The 13,919-nt window shown below is 61.0% G+C and carries 12 protein-coding genes; 5 read left to right on the top strand and 7 right to left on the bottom strand.

Annotated features, from left to right (window positions below; genetic code table 11):
* The first annotated feature begins 387 nt into the window (after positions 1–387).
* The 3 genes from KQI17_RS09275 to KQI17_RS09265 all read left to right on the top strand — a co-directional run bounded on the left by KQI17_RS09275 (position 388) and on the right by KQI17_RS09265 (position 3,975).
* Positions 388–1,044, top strand: coding sequence for a TetR/AcrR family transcriptional regulator (locus tag KQI17_RS09275; RefSeq protein ID WP_216495873.1), 657 nt, complete (start codon positions 388–390; stop codon positions 1,042–1,044).
* The gene (locus KQI17_RS09270) at positions 1,034–2,206 is read left to right on the top strand and encodes a hypothetical protein (protein WP_216495872.1); all 1,173 of its coding nucleotides are present in this window, start codon (positions 1,034–1,036) and stop codon (positions 2,204–2,206) included. The genes KQI17_RS09275 and KQI17_RS09270 overlap by 11 nt, the downstream gene beginning before the upstream one ends.
* A gap of 140 nt (positions 2,207–2,346) precedes the next feature.
* Positions 2,347–3,975 (top strand): glycosyl hydrolase family 18 protein, encoded by a 1,629-nt coding sequence (locus KQI17_RS09265; RefSeq protein WP_216495871.1) that lies wholly within the window; start codon positions 2,347–2,349, stop codon positions 3,973–3,975.
* A gap of 69 nt (positions 3,976–4,044) precedes the next feature.
* Here the strand turns inward: KQI17_RS09265 and gdhA are convergent, their stop codons facing one another.
* The 7 genes from gdhA to KQI17_RS09230 all read right to left on the bottom strand — a co-directional run bounded on the left by gdhA (position 4,045) and on the right by KQI17_RS09230 (position 11,961).
* Positions 4,045–5,397 (bottom strand): NADP-specific glutamate dehydrogenase, encoded by a 1,353-nt coding sequence (gdhA, locus tag KQI17_RS09260; RefSeq protein ID WP_022017938.1) that lies wholly within the window; start codon positions 5,395–5,397, stop codon positions 4,045–4,047.
* A gap of 325 nt (positions 5,398–5,722) precedes the next feature.
* The gene (locus KQI17_RS09255; RefSeq protein ID WP_216495870.1) at positions 5,723–7,552 is read right to left on the bottom strand and encodes a CvpA family protein; all 1,830 of its coding nucleotides are present in this window, start codon (positions 7,550–7,552) and stop codon (positions 5,723–5,725) included.
* A 136-nt stretch (positions 7,553–7,688) separates the two neighbouring features.
* Positions 7,689–9,110 (bottom strand): ABC transporter permease, encoded by a 1,422-nt coding sequence (locus KQI17_RS09250; protein WP_216495869.1) that lies wholly within the window; start codon positions 9,108–9,110, stop codon positions 7,689–7,691.
* Complete coding sequence (locus tag KQI17_RS09245; protein ID WP_216495868.1) at positions 9,107–9,871, bottom strand: ABC transporter ATP-binding protein; 765 nt, start codon at positions 9,869–9,871, stop codon at positions 9,107–9,109. Before KQI17_RS09245 ends, KQI17_RS09250 begins: the two co-directional genes overlap by 4 nt.
* 229 nt (positions 9,872–10,100) lie before the next feature.
* The gene (locus KQI17_RS09240; protein ID WP_216495867.1) at positions 10,101–10,907 is read right to left on the bottom strand and encodes a hypothetical protein; all 807 of its coding nucleotides are present in this window, start codon (positions 10,905–10,907) and stop codon (positions 10,101–10,103) included.
* A complete protein-coding gene (locus tag KQI17_RS09235) occupies positions 10,901–11,596 on the bottom strand; it encodes an ABC transporter ATP-binding protein (RefSeq protein ID WP_216495866.1) in 696 nt (231 codons plus the stop codon). The genes KQI17_RS09240 and KQI17_RS09235 overlap by 7 nt, the downstream gene beginning before the upstream one ends.
* On the bottom strand, positions 11,593–11,961 hold the full coding sequence (locus KQI17_RS09230; RefSeq protein ID WP_022017943.1) for a GntR family transcriptional regulator: 369 nt from the start codon (positions 11,959–11,961) through the stop codon (positions 11,593–11,595). The genes KQI17_RS09235 and KQI17_RS09230 overlap by 4 nt, the downstream gene beginning before the upstream one ends.
* A 178-nt stretch (positions 11,962–12,139) precedes the next feature.
* Here KQI17_RS09230 and KQI17_RS09225 point away from each other — a divergent pair, with 178 nt between their 5' ends.
* Positions 12,140–12,793 (top strand): helix-turn-helix domain-containing protein, encoded by a 654-nt coding sequence (locus tag KQI17_RS09225; protein WP_216495865.1) that lies wholly within the window; start codon positions 12,140–12,142, stop codon positions 12,791–12,793.
* A 187-nt stretch (positions 12,794–12,980) separates the two neighbouring features.
* On the top strand, positions 12,981–13,919 hold the full coding sequence (locus KQI17_RS09220) for a DUF6017 domain-containing protein (protein WP_216495864.1): 939 nt from the start codon (positions 12,981–12,983) through the stop codon (positions 13,917–13,919).

Below are 13,919 nucleotides of genomic sequence, written 5' to 3'. Positions count from 1 at the left end.
TCGCCCTTGTAGTTGCTCGAACGGCCCGTGACCTTCTTGTGGCCCTTGGTCGCCAGAATGTTTGCGGGCATCGCTTCACAGTAGAAGTATTCCTTCCACTGGTCGGCCATCACGCCGCCCGCCGCGCCCGCGATCGCTTTGATGAGTCCCATACGATAAAGCTCCCTTCTGTTTCTTTCAGCCGGTTTTGCTTGTATTTGCTTGCGATGCATCCAGTTTATCAGAAAATAGACAAAAACGCAATGACCTTTTGCGCTTTCCTGTACACTTTCGTTATCCGGTAGCACAAAAGAAGGCTATATTTTTGAGTGTTGTTCAAAGCGCCATATTGCAATTTCTTTACGGCGTGCTATAATTTGAGAACTGTTCAGGAAAGGAGCACTCCCTATGGCACGAAAGCAGATGATCGAGGGCGGCACGAAGAACCGCATCCGCGAGGTCGGAGGACGACAGATCTTTGAGCACGGCTACGACGGCACGAGCGTGCGCGGCATTATGCTGGAGGTCGGCGGCGAGGTCGGCTTGTTCTACTATTACTACAAGACGAAGGACGAGCTGTTCACCGATGTGCTTGACCACTTCTTCGAGCCTTACCGGAAGGACTTTGAGGCGCTTGCCGCCGAGGCGAAGGAGAAGCCCTATCGGGCGCTGCTGCGCTTTTTCAGCTACATCAAGCGCGAGGTGCGCGCCTTCCGCGCGAAGTACGAGGGCAATATGCACCGCACGGTCCGCTGGGCCATTCGCGAGCAGACGCTCACGGTCATCGAGCCGTATATCGAGGACATCATTCGCACGCTCATGACCTGCGGCGCGAAGCCGACGATGGACCCGCACACCATGGCCATTTTCCTCGCGCACGGCCTGGGGAGCTGCATCCTGCACGAGGACGCCGACTGGGTGGACGAGGCGACGGACGATATGCGCCGCACGGTCAACCTCATCATGGGGCTCAGCGAGGAGGAGTCCCGCAAAATGTTTGAAGACGCGGACGGGAAAGCAAATGCTCCCGCCGCGATGGAAGGAGAAAAGGAAAATGAAATGTAAGAAGCTCGTATCCCTGTTCCTCAGCCTGCTGCTGGCGACGGCGCTCGCCGTGCCGGCCTGTGCCGCGTTCGAGGACGTTTTTGCCGACGGCTCCGCCGACGGTACGCGCGACGGCTCGCTGTTTCTTTCGGGAGAGACCGTGCGGAGCAGTGCCGCGGTGAACGGCGTCCTGCTCGCCGCGGGCAGGACCGTCGGCGTGAACGGTACAGGAGCGTATGTCATGGCCGCTGGCTATGAGGTGACGCTCGGCGGCACGGCGGAGAACGACGCGTTCCTCGCGGGCTACAGCATCGGCGTGAGCGGCACGGCGCAGCGCGACGTGTTCGCCGCAGGTCAGAGCATCACGGTGAACGGCACGGTGGGGCGCGACCTCTACGCCGCCGCCAACACCGTCACCATCACCGGCTCCGTCGGCGGCGACGTGTACGTCAGCGCTGAGAACGTCATCATCGGCGACGGCGCCGAGATCGGCGGACGGCTGCACTGCAATGCAAGCGCCCTGCGCTCCGTGCCCGACGGCATCGCGGACAGCGCCGAGCTTTACGACGACCCGGCGAGCGGCGACGTGAACGTGAACATCACGGTCTCCGAGCCAAGCGTCGGCAGCATCGTGCTGCGTAAGGCGCTGAGCTTTGCGGGTGTGCTGCTGCTCGCCTTTGTCCTGCTGTGGCTCACACCGCTGTGGGAGACGGTGGATCGGAAGTATTACGGCGCGCCGTTCGGCCGGTATGCCAAGGCGTTCGGCATCGGCTTCGCGGTGCTTGCGGGCGTGCCGCTCGCGGCGATCCTGCTGTTTATCTCGAATGTCGGCGTGCGCCTTGCGCTGATCGTGCTGTTCCTTTATGCTGCGGCGATCATCGCCGCTCCCGTGTTCCTTGGCTTTTTCCTCGGCGCGCTGCTCTGGCGCGGGGCGATGAAGAAGGCTCCCTGCTACTATGCGGAGCTGGCCATCGGCATCCTCGTTTGGCGCGTCGCGGCCAGTGTGCCCGGTCTGTCCTTTGCGGTGGGCCTCGTCTCCGTGCCGCTCGGTCTCGGGGTTGTGACGCTCCTGCTCGGCAAGGGCGCGGCGAAGCCGTCGCCCAAGGCGGAGACGGCTTGCGAGGAGTGCGCGGCGTCCGCCCCCGCGGTGCTGCCGGAGGACAGCGACAGCGTGGAGCAATAAACTCATATCGCACAGCGAAAAGAGACCGCTCGGGCGGTCTCTTTTTTGATGGGAACATAATTTTTTATTATGTCTACTTGCAATGCGGCGGCGATTCCTGTAAAATGATGTCGAAAACTTTTCCGACCTCGGAGGCTGCCATGAAGAAACGAACCTTATTTTTGAGCTGTTTGCTCGCGCTCGTGCTGAGCACCGCCGCGCTCGCCGCAGACTACACCGACGTTCCCGCCGACTCGTGGGCGCGGGAGAGCATCGACAAGGCCGCAGAGTACGGCTTGATGAACGGCGTGGGGGAGGGGCGCTTCGGCCTCGGAGAGACCATCTCGCGCGAGCAGTTCGTCACCATTCTGGTGCGGATGTTCGGCTGGGAGAACGTGAGCGGCGAGGACGCTGCCATCGACATCGCGGATTCGTGGGCGCGGGAGTTTGTCAACACCGCTGCCGCCAACGGCGTCATTGACGCGGGCGGAAAATTCCGCCCGAGGGACGCCATCACGCGCCGCGAAATGGCGGTGATGCTCGTGCGTGCGCTCGGCCTCGGCGAGCTTGCCAAGGCGGACGCGGACGCGGCGCTGCCCTTCGCCGATGTGACCGCCCAGCGCGGCTACATTGCCATCGCCTACGAGATCGGCATGACCACCGGCACGACCGAGACGACCTTTGAGCCGGACGGCACCGCCGCGCGCGAGCAGGCGGCGGCCATGCTCGTGCGTGTCTACGAAAAGTACCACGCGCCGACGACGTGGAAGCACGCCTTCTACGCGCTCTCGTCCTATTCGCAGCTCGAGCAGGCTAAGCAGTTCGACGCCGTCAGCTTCGGCTGGAGCCACATGACCTATTCGGCTGAGGAGAGCGCGAAGCTCTCGACCGTGAAGGACGACAGCTCAGGCTTCTACATCCCCGCCGGCTATGCCGATGTGGTTCCCGCGCTGCGCGAGGCGGGCGTGGAGCTCAAGCTCAACGTCTTCATGGCGAACGCGCCGCTCCGCACGATGCTCGCCGACGAGTCCTCACGCGCGGCGGCGGTCACGGAGATCATGGCGGAGCTGGGGCGCGTGTACCCCGACCTCGGCTACAATCCCTACAGCGGTGTGACCATCGACTTCGAGGGCCTGCGCGCCGCGGACAAGGAGAGCTTCAACGCCTTTATGACGGAGCTTTCCGCCGCGCTGCACGCCGAGGGCAAGACGCTTTACGCCGCCGTCATGCCCGCCGTCTACGGCGACGCCTACTTCGACGGCTACGATTTCAAGACGCTCGGCACGCTCTGCGACCGCGTGATCCTCATGGCGCACGACTACGCGGCGAGCGATCTCACCGGCTTTCTCGGCTCGCGCTACTACCGCAACCATCCCTGTGCGCCGCTCTACAAGGTCTACTACGCCGTGCGTACCGCGGCGCGTGAGATGGACGATCCCGCGAAGCTGACGCTTGCCGTCAGCATGGATGCCCGCGCGTGGCAGACGGACGCGGACGGTCTGCTGACCGCGGTCCGCTCCACGCACCCGCTGCAGACCACGGTTTACAAGCGTCTGTGCCAGAGCGGCACCGTGATGGGCTGGTCGGACACGGCCCGCAGTCCGTGGTGCACCTACAGCACGGAGAGCGGACAGCATATCTTCCTCTGGTATGAGGACGCGCGCAGCACCGCCGAGAAGCTCGCCTGCGCCAAGCTCGTGGGCGTGACCTCGGTCTCCGTCTGGCGGCTCGGTCTCATTCCCGATTACGCGGACGAGGGCCTGCACTACGATGTGATGAGCGTTCTGTAAGCAGAGAAAAGCGCAAAAAAGAAGAGCTGCGAAAGCAGCTCTTCTTTTTGGTTTTCAAAGCGGTTCGGCTTAGAAAATGCCCTGAGCCATCATGGCGTCGGCGACCTTCTGGAAGCCGGCGATGTTGGCGCCAGCGACCAGGTTGTAGCCCAGGCCGTAACGCTCGGCAGCCTCAACGGAAGCATCATAGATGTTCTTCATGATGGCTTCCATCTTGGCGTCGACTTCCTCAGCGGTCCAGTAGATGCGCTGAGCGTTCTGAGCCATTTCGAGCTCGGAGACGGAAACGCCGCAGGCGTTGACAGCCTTGGAAGGAGCGACGGTGAGGTGCTTCTGGCTCATCAGGAAGGCCAGAGCATCATTGGTGGTGGGCATGTTGCCGACTTCGATGTAGTAAGGAACACCGGACTCGGCGATCTTCTTGGCCCACTCCATGTTGACATCGTTCTGGGTAGCGGCGGGCATATAAACGTCAACGTCCTTGACGCCCCAGCACTTCTGACCCTCGACGAACTCAACACCGAACTTATCGGCATAGGGCTTGCAGTGCATCGGATCCTTGGCGCGCATCTCGAGGATGAAGTTGAGCTTCTCTTCGCCGCAGACGCCATCCGGATCGTGGATGTAGCCGTCGGGGCCGGCAAAATAGGTGACCTTGCCGCCGAGCTCGTCGATCTTCTTCATGATGCCCCAGCCAACATTGCCGTAGCCGGACATAGCGACGCGCAGGCCCTTGATGCCCTTGCCGTCGTGCTTGAGGACTTCGCGCAGATAATAGACAGCGCCGAAGCCGGTCGCCTCGGGACGGAGGATGGAGCCGCCGGTGCAGACAGCCTTGCCGGACATAGCGCCGAACTCGGCAGCGCCGACGATGCGGCGATACTGACCGTACAGATAACCGACCTCGCGGCCGCCGACACCAACGTCACCGGCGGGGCAGTCGATGTCCTGACCGATGTGACGATGGAACTCGGTCATGAAGGCCTGGCAGAAGCGCATGACTTCGCCGTCGCTGCGGCCGATGGGGGAGAAGTCGGAGCCGCCCTTGGCGCCGCCGATGGGCAGGCAGGTCAGAGCATCTTTGAAGGTCTGCTCAAAGCCGAGGAACTTGATGATGGAGAGGTTGACGTTGGAAGCAAAGCGGAGGCCGCCCTTGTAGGGGCCAAGCGCCGCGTTGTACTGAACGCGGTAGCCGCGGTTGACGTGATACTTGAGCTGATCGTCCATCCAAACGACGCGGAACTCGATGGTGCGCTCGGGCTCGACCATACGCTCGAGCAGGCAGGCAGCCTCATACTCGGGGTGGGCATTGATGACGGGTTCGAGAGAGGTCAGGACCTCTTCGACGGTCTGCAGAAATTCGGGCTCATTCGCGTTCTTGGCTCTGGTCTCGTCCAGAACTCTCTGGATATAAGCATTCATGATAATAGCCTCCTCTAAATTTACTCGTTAAGAGCATTTCGATGGTGCTTCCATCTCGTCTGTTAGACTATCACAAAACAGGCGCTTTCTCAAGGGGGTACGTCCAAAATCGAAGCGTCCGGCTGTGAGAAATTTTTCCTTCCTTTTTGTGCAAAGCGCAGAAATAGAAATGAAAAAGTTTCGGAATTTTGATAATACCTATTAAAATTCCTGCAATTATTCCTTCATGTCATGCTTAACATCTGAATTTTTTCTGTCATGCTGCGGCGAAGCATGACAAAAGGCGATGGAAAACATCCATCGCCTTTTTGCATATTTGCATGGTTTATGCATCCGCGCCGCCGGAGGGCTGCGCGTCGTCCGGCTCGGCGGGCGTGGAGACGGGCAGCAGCTCAAGGTCGCACGCCTCGATCCAGAATTCGCTGACATGACCATCGTAGTACCAAACGCGCACACGGTCGCCCACATTGAGCAGCGGCGCGTAGGGCACGTCCGCGGCGCTCATGCGGACGGTGAAGTCCGTCTCGCCTGTAAAGCGCAGGAAGTAGATGCTGTTGCCGTCAACGACGGCGGAGCGGATCTCAGCGATAACGCCCTCAAGCGAGCGGCGGTCGGTCTCGACCGGCTGGTCGATGCCGGTCTGATCGTCCGAGATCAGATTGCTCTGCCGGAGCATCTGACGGTAGTTCGACTCGCACTCGGCAACGGTCGCGCCGGTGGCGACGATCTGGTACTGGTTGACGTTGACCATGGCGTACATCTTCACGAGCTCGCTCGCGTCCTTGAGCGCCATGAAGTAGGTCGGCTGCTCGGCAACGTTCAGGAGCAGCGGGAAGGTCGCCGTGTAGCGCAGGTTCTGGACCTGACCCTCGGCGCTGTCCATCGCGCTGTACTCGGTCGCGCCGGCGCAGGGGTAATACTTCGTTTCCTTGGTGCGCTGGTTGGAGAGCAGGAAGCCGACGTTGCTCTCGTCGCCGCCGACGCTCGTCACGCCCGTGTAGAGGTAGACGTCGTCGCCCTCGGCGATGTAGTTGTAGCCGTCGGTGGTGACGGTGACGTCGCGCTGGCCGAGGATGGAGTTGATAAAGCCGTTGTGGTACATACCGTAGTAGTCGTACTGCTCGATGATGAGCTCGGCGGAGTAGACGTGATCGACCCACTCGGGCGGCTCGGTCAGGTACTCGCTCTCGCCGGTGACGGCGTTGACGAGCACCGCGCCGTTGTTGTCCGTGCCGCCGAAGAGTCCGATGGTCTTTTCCTTCTTGGCGCAGACCCAGTAGGGCGTGCCGTCCTCGTCGATCTCAAAGACCGGCTCCTCGAACATGAAGGTCGGATATTGGAAGCGGAGGTGGCGGTAGAGGTTGCGGGAGAAGTGCTCGGCGGTGGTGTACTTCATGCCCTCGTCAAGGCGGACGACGTCCACGCTCTGATCGACCATGTCGATGATGAGGTAGGCGGGAAGGCCGGCGGAGCGGTTGTTGAACCACTTGATGATGTCGCCGTAGCGCAGCGGGGTGACGCGCACGGGGCGGCCGTGGTAGTTGATCTGGGTGTAGTCCTCGGAGACCTCGAACTGGGAGACCATGTCGGAAAGCTCACCGAGCTTGCGGTCGCCGAGCTTCTCGGCGCTGTCCTTATCGAGCATGGGGATGCGGTCGTAGGCGACCTCGGCGATCTCGGAGGAGAAGTCGCCGGACTGGACGGTGAGGAGCTTCTGGTAGCTGCCCGCGCGGAACACGACCCACGAGGCCACGCTGCCGACAACGGCGAGGGCGAGCAGTCCGGCGGCGAGAAAGAACGGGACGGTGCACTGCTTCTTCACGAAGCGGAAGTAGCCCTTGGCCCCCTCGCCCTGAAAGCCGGAGGTCAGCAGGGCGCAGCCGCAGTAGACCGCGCAGAGAAGCAGAACGAAGCCGTAGAACTCCTCGGCGTGGAGGTTGATGGCGGGCAGCTCGAGGTAGAAGTAGACCGCGCCGACGAGGAGGGTGACGAGGGTATTGATGGCGATGCGCTTGCCGGGGGTGCCGACGGCCTTGCGCGGCTTGCGCTCGCGCCTGGGCGCGGCGCTTCCCTCGCTGCCGCCGGCAGCGCTGTTCGCGCCGGAGAAATCAAAGCGGAAGCCGCCGGCGTCGGAGCCGGAAAATTTGATGCCCATAAATTTTTCCTTTCCTTTTGCACGAAGCCGTGCAACAAAATGGGGTTGTTCCACGTTATTATATCACGGCGCGAAGCAAAAACAAGCGGAACGGCGATTTGTTACGGAATTGTTCAAATTTTCCGGCGACGCGGCCTCAGACCCCTTCGCCCACGATGCGGCAGTAGGCGTTGGAGGTCAGGCGGCAGGCGGCGCAGTAGAGCACGGTGAACACGGCGCAGGCGCACGCCGTGACGCCGAGCACGAGCGGAAGGTTCTGAAGTCCGAAGAGCCGCAGAATGCGCCAGATCATCGGCTGGGCAAAGACGAGATGGACGAAGGCGGCAAGCAGCGGCAGGAGGAACACCATGCGCAGCTGGGCGTTGACACTTGTGCGGATGTCGCGCTTTGTCATGCCGACGCGCTGCATGACGGCGAAGCGGGCGGCGTCCTCGTAGCCCTCGGAGAGCTGCTTGTAGTAGAGCATCAGGACGGAGGCGAGGAGGAACACCGTGCTGAGGACGAGGGCGAGGAAGAAGAGGCTGCCGTAGGTGGCGTAGAACTCCGCGCGCGCCTCGGCGGCAATCTCACGGCTCATCTCGGCGGAGAGAGTGCGGACGACGTCCTCCGCGCCGAAGTAGAGCCCCGCGGTGGAGCCGAGCATGACGAGGATCATGGTCGAGAGGATACAGATGACGGCAAGTCCCGCGCCGGAGCGCTTCATACGATAGACGAGCGAGGAGAGCGCGACGAAGTTTTTCTTCTGGTAATAGAACCGGTCATTGCCTTGGAGCGTGCGGCAGAGGGTAACGCTGCCCGCGATGAAGAGAAGGAATGTCGCAAGGATGACCATGACGACCGCCACGAAGAAAACGAGCATCGCGGTGATCGGCTCGGTGATGGTGACGGCGAGGTAGTAGGCTCCGCCGAGAAGCCCCAGGCCGGGAAGGACGAGAAGCCATTGGGATCTCGGCGGACGCTCGCCGAGGCTGTCGCTGCGGAGAAGGCTGACCGCGGAGGCGCGGCGCACCTGCCGCCATGCGTTCAGGAGGAGAAGAAAGAAGATAAACGCATCGGTCAGGACGCAGAAGCGCACCGCGCCAAGATCCAGCAGCGGCAGAGCGGGCAGCTCCGTGCGGGCGAAATGCGAGAGCACGCGGGCGGAGAGCTGCGTGAGCAGCACGCCGAGGGCGAGTCCCGCGGTGAGGGAGACGAGCGCGGAGAAGGCAGTCTCCCAGAAAAGAAGCGAGGTGAGCGCGCCGCGGTCCATGCCGAGGACGCTCATGAGGCCGAGCTCCTTCTTGCGGCGGCGGATGAGGAAGGCGTTCGTGTAGAAAAAGAAGAGGAGGGCAAACACCGCCATGACCCACTTGCCGAGGGTCATCACGAGGCGGATCGCCGAGGTGCCCATGCCGTTTACGCCGCTGCCGACGGCGTAGAGCGCGGGGCTGTCGGCGAGGAAGGCGAGGTCGTAGACCACCGCCGTCATAAAGACGCAGGCGGCGAGGTAGGGGGCGTAAATGCGCCGGTCGCGGCGCATCCCGCTGAGCGCCAGACGGGGGTAGAAGAACGCATTCATGCCGCGCCGCCCCCCGTCTGGGACGCGGTGAGCGCGTCGGCGATGCGGCGGTAGAAGGCGGTCTCCGTGTCCGTGCCGCGCGTGAGCTCCTGTGCGACGGCGCCGTCGCGCAGGAAGAGGACACGGCCCGCACAGCTGGCCGCGCGGACGGAGTGCGTGACCATGACGATGGTCTGCCCCGCGCCGTTGACCGTGCCGAAGAGACGGAGCAGCTCCTCGGTGGAGCCGGAGTCGAGCGCACCGGTCGGCTCGTCGGCAAAGAGCACCTGCGGGCGCGTGATGAGCGCGCGGGCCACGGCGGCGCGCTGCTTCTGGCCGCCGGAGACCTCGTAGGGGTACTTTTTGAGCAGGTCGGAAATGCCGAGCCGGTCGGCGAGCGGGACAAGGCGGGACTTCATCTCGCCGCGGCTCTTGCCCTGCAGGACGAGGGGGAGGAGAATGTTGTCCTCCAGAGAGAAGGTGTCGAGAAGGCTGAAGTCCTGAAAGACGAAGCCGAGGTGGTCACGGCGGAAGGCCGCCGCGCGCTCCTCGGGGATCTCGGCGAGGTTCTGCCCGCCGAGGAGGACCGTGCCGCCGGTGGGACGGTCGAGCGCCGCGAGGAGGTTCAGAAGCGTGGTTTTGCCGCTGCCGCTCTCGCCCATGACGGCGACGTACTCGCCGCTCTCGACGGAGAAGGTGACGCTTTTGAGCGCCTCGACCTTCGCGCCGCCGAAGCGGGTGGTGTAGGTCTTGGAGAGACCGCTGACTTCAAGAAGGAACATGGGGAAAACTCCTTTCCGATATTTCTGCCGCCATGATAGCAGGCGGAGCTTGTGTTTTTTCTGTGCTTTTTCTTAAATCTTTCTTGATTTTGTGCGCAAAAAGCGGCCGAAAAAGCTTTTTTCGCTCTCCGGCTGCTTTTTCAGATGAGGTGGTTGTTTACTTTTTTCGCCGCAGGAGGGCAAGGCCCACCGCAAGCGTCAGAATGAGGACAAGAAATTTTTTCATGGGTCACTCCAGATTCAGCTTCCTCGTGAGGAAGAAATAGGTGACGAGGTAGAAAATGACGCAGACGATCAGCTCGCAGACGAGGGCGACGGCAAAGATGGCATTGCCTGCCTGCACGCCGGTGAGGCTCGACCACGCGGTGAAGCCGTCGCAGAAGAGATTTGCCAGAACCGCGATGGCCGCGAACTGCACGAGCTGGAAGAACACGAGGACGGACACGGCGGTGAGGGCGCTCTTGTGCTTATTGAAGCTGAAGCCGACGGCGTACGCCGCGTAGACGATGAGGGAAACGGCGGTGACGCCGAGGACGCAGAAGAGGAAGAGCTCCAACGCGAAGAGCAGCGCCTGCCCCTGCAGAGCGCCGTCCAACTTGCGGAAGGCGCGGAGGAAGTCGGCTGCGAACTGCGGGACCACCCGCCAATCACTGAAATCGAACGCGCCGATCATGCACAGCAGCACGACGGCGAGGAACGCCGCGGCGTACCAGACCGCCGAGACGATCAGCTTGGAGGCAAGGAGCTGGTGCATATTCACCGGCAGCGTCAGGGTGAGGTAGCCCTCGTCCTTGAGGAGATGGTCGCGGAAACGCACGGCGGAGAGCACCAGCGGCGCGAAGCACAGCGCCATGATACCGAAGACGAAGCCGATGGTGACGAGGACCGCCAGCAGGTTGAGCAGCCAGGGAGATTCATTTTGCAGCACGTTCTGCGAGGCGCGCATGGCGAGCGTCAGCGCGAGCATCCCCGCGAAGATGGGCCACATGATGCGGCTTGTGGCACGAAATTCGTGCCGGATGAGTTTGGTCAGCATTTGAACACCTCCCGGAAAAGCTCGTCGACGCTTTTGCCGGTTTCGCCGCGGATGGCGTCGACGGTGGTGTGCCGCTCGACGCGGCCGTTTTGCAGGAAGATCACCTCGTCGAGCACCTGCTCGACATCCGCGATGAGGTGGGTGGAGATGACGACGGAGGCATCCTCGTTGTAGTTGCCGATGATGGTGCGGAGAATGTAGTCGCGGGTGGCGGGGTCGACGCCGCCGATCGGCTCGTCGAGCAGATACAGCTTCGCCGCGCGGGACATGACGAGGATGAGCTGGAGCTTTTCGCGCGTGCCCTTGGAGAGCGTTTTGACGCGCTGGGAGACGTCGAGGCCGAGGCGCTGGATCATCTCCTGCGCCGCGTCGCGGCGGAAGTCGGCGTAGAAGTCGGCATAGTAGTCGACGGTCTGCGCGACGGTCATCCAGTCGGGCAGGGCGTTGCGGTCGGGGAGATAGGAGACGATGGCCTTCGTCTCCGGCGAGGGGGCTTTGCCGTCGATCAGAATTTCGCCGCTCGTGGGGGTGAGCAGGCCGTTGGCGAGCTTGATGAGGGTCGTTTTGCCGCTGCCGTTCGGGCCGAGCAGACCGACGATGCGGCCCGGCTCGATGGAAAGCTCCACGCCCTCGAGGGCGGATTTGCCGCTGTAGCGCTTGGTGAGCGCCTTACATTCTAAAATATTCATGGTTCTTCCTCCTTTCGGCCTTGCAGCAGGGCGATGACCTCGTCTCTGCCGCAGCCGAGCTTTGCCATTTCGGAGAGAAAATTCTCCACACATTGATCCGCCAGACGGAGCTTCGCGTTTTCGATCATGGAAACATCTCCCGTCACGAAGCGGCCCGCGGTGCGCTGGGAAAAGACCAGCCCGTCGCGTTCGAGGTCGGCGAGCGCGCGCTGCACCGTGTTGGGATTGACGCCCGCCTCCACCGCGAGCTCGCGCACCGAGGGCAGACGCTCGCCGGGTCGGAACTCGCCCGCGACGATGGCCTGCGTCAGGCGCTGCGTGAGCTGGGTGTAGATGGGGCTGTCATTGCGGAATTGCCACTCCATACGGTTCCTCCTTTTCTTGATGTATGATTGTATTAGGTGATTAGTACAATAATACATCGGGAACGATTTGTCAAGAGGGTTTGAAAAAGTTTTTGGGAAAACCGACCGTTGTCAAATATTTTTGATGGACAAAGCCCGCTCATTTCCCTATGATGAAGGCAGAAAGGACGGGATGCCTATGGAGATCGGAGCCAAGCTCAGGCAGGCGCGCATAGCGGCTGGGCTCACGCAGGAGCAGACGGCGGAGGCGCTGGGCGTGAGCCGCCAGAGCATATCAAACTGGGAGAATGAAAAGAACTATCCGGACATTGTAAGCGTGGTGCGGCTGAGTGACCTGTACGCGGTCAGTCTGGATGCATTGTTAAAGGAGGAAGCACCGATGTCAGATTATCTGGATTATCTGGAGGAGAGCACCAACACCGTGCGGAGCCGGAGAGAGCAATCTCTGATGATCCTTCTGTGCGTATATCTGGGCATCTGGGCCGTTTCCGTGCTCTTTTTCTGGATGCTCACCGGGCCGGACGACGCCATGGGCTACGGCATCGTATTTTTGTGGCTCGTGCTGCCGGTCGCCGCCTTTGTCATTTCACTGCTCATTGGCCGGGGCGGATACGGCGGAAGACAAGGCTGGCTGCTGCCGCTTGCATTTGGCGCGATGTATATGCTTGCGGAGTATGCGACCTTCACGTTGGCTAATATGCTCTCCTTCAGCGTGCTGCGGCTGCCGCAGCCGAGTCTGCTGCTGAAGGGAACGATCATCTCCGCCGCTGGTTTTTGGTTCGGAGCTCTGGCGCGGAGACGGAGGAGGCAGCGCGGGGAGAGCGGCGAATAGGAGAGATCGGACAAAAGAAAAGCCGCCCGGGAGGGAACTACCGATAAAAACCAAGACAGAAAGCAAAGAATTTAGAGGTAGTTACCGAAAAAGCGACCGCAACTGACAAAATTAAACAGACAGAAAAAGGCACGATTTGACACGAAATTCAAATCGTGCTTTTTTCATGCCCGCAGGAGGTGAAAAAATGGCACAGGAAGCCCTTATAACGGACTATTTTTATGGCGATGAATCCGAGCAATTCAGTTATTTTCGCATCCCTCGTCTGCTGATTACGAGCCCGCGCTTCAAGGGGCTATCGACAGACGCGAAGCTGCTCTATGGTATGCTGCTTGACCGCATGAGCCTGTCTGCAAAGAACGGCTGGTACGATGAGCAGAGCCGCGTCTACATCTACTACACCGCAGACGAGATCCGATCAGATATGGGCTGCGGCAACGACAAGGCGCTCAAGCTGCTTGCCGAGCTGGACACGAAGAAGGGCGTCGGCCTGATCGAACGAATCAAGCAGGGACAAGGTAAGCCCACAAAAATATATGTCAAGCGCTTCACAACGCGGGAGCTTCCAGCAGACACCACCGAGCCATCCCCACAATATCCCGACACCGGCAGAGGTGCAGACCTCGATTTTTCCGATTTCCAGACCTCGGAAAAGTCGATGTCAAGACCTCGACAAACCCGATGTGTAGACCTCGGAAAAGCCGATGCTAATTATCCTAATAGAAATAAGCCTGAGTTTAGTTATCCTGATCCATCCATCGCTTCGCGTGAGGCGGAGATGGAACGATACGAGTGCCGAAAAGAGGTCATGGAGCAAATTGACTACATTTCCCTGCAAAAACGCTATCCGTATGATGATGTGGATTGCCTGCTGGAGCTGATCGTTGACATTCTTTGCAGCACCGCGGCGACCATTCGAGTCGGCGGAGATATTCTTCCGGCAGGCGCAGTGAAGGAGCGATACCGACAGCTCGATATGGCACACATCGAGTATGTGATCGAAGGTCTGCGGCAAACAACAACAAAAATCCGAAACATAAGGGCTTACCTGCTCACGACGCTCTACAATGCGCCGCTGACGATGGGTCCTTATTATTCTGCCGCCGTGCGGCATGACAGCGGTTAG

The sequence above is a fragment of the Oscillibacter sp. MSJ-31 genome, assembly GCF_018918025.1.
Classification (GTDB): Bacteria; Bacillota; Clostridia; order Oscillospirales; family Oscillospiraceae; genus Hominicoprocola.
This window is presented reverse-complemented; position numbering and strand designations above follow the sequence as displayed.

Bases quoted from the DNA above. Each gene is read 5' to 3' on its own strand.
- KQI17_RS09265 (WP_216495871.1), top strand. From the start codon at position 2,347: ATGAAGAAACGAACCTTATTTTTGAGCTGTTTGCTCGCGCTCGTGCTG.
- KQI17_RS09275 (WP_216495873.1), top strand. From the start codon at position 388: ATGGCACGAAAGCAGATGATCGAGGGCGGCACGAAGAACCGCATCCGC.
- KQI17_RS09220 (WP_216495864.1), top strand. From the start codon at position 12,981: ATGGCACAGGAAGCCCTTATAACGGACTATTTTTATGGCGATGAATCC.
- KQI17_RS09245 (WP_216495868.1), bottom strand. From the start codon at position 9,871: ATGTTCCTTCTTGAAGTCAGCGGTCTCTCCAAGACCTACACCACCCGC.
- KQI17_RS09225 (WP_216495865.1), top strand. From the start codon at position 12,140: ATGGAGATCGGAGCCAAGCTCAGGCAGGCGCGCATAGCGGCTGGGCTC.
- KQI17_RS09235 (WP_216495866.1), bottom strand. From the start codon at position 11,596: ATGAATATTTTAGAATGTAAGGCGCTCACCAAGCGCTACAGCGGCAAA.
- KQI17_RS09255 (WP_216495870.1), bottom strand. From the start codon at position 7,552: ATGGGCATCAAATTTTCCGGCTCCGACGCCGGCGGCTTCCGCTTTGAT.
- KQI17_RS09230 (WP_022017943.1), bottom strand. From the start codon at position 11,961: ATGGAGTGGCAATTCCGCAATGACAGCCCCATCTACACCCAGCTCACG.
- KQI17_RS09250 (WP_216495869.1), bottom strand. From the start codon at position 9,110: ATGAATGCGTTCTTCTACCCCCGTCTGGCGCTCAGCGGGATGCGCCGC.
- KQI17_RS09270 (WP_216495872.1), top strand. From the start codon at position 1,034: ATGAAATGTAAGAAGCTCGTATCCCTGTTCCTCAGCCTGCTGCTGGCG.
- gdhA (WP_022017938.1), bottom strand. From the start codon at position 5,397: ATGAATGCTTATATCCAGAGAGTTCTGGACGAGACCAGAGCCAAGAAC.
- KQI17_RS09240 (WP_216495867.1), bottom strand. From the start codon at position 10,907: ATGCTGACCAAACTCATCCGGCACGAATTTCGTGCCACAAGCCGCATC.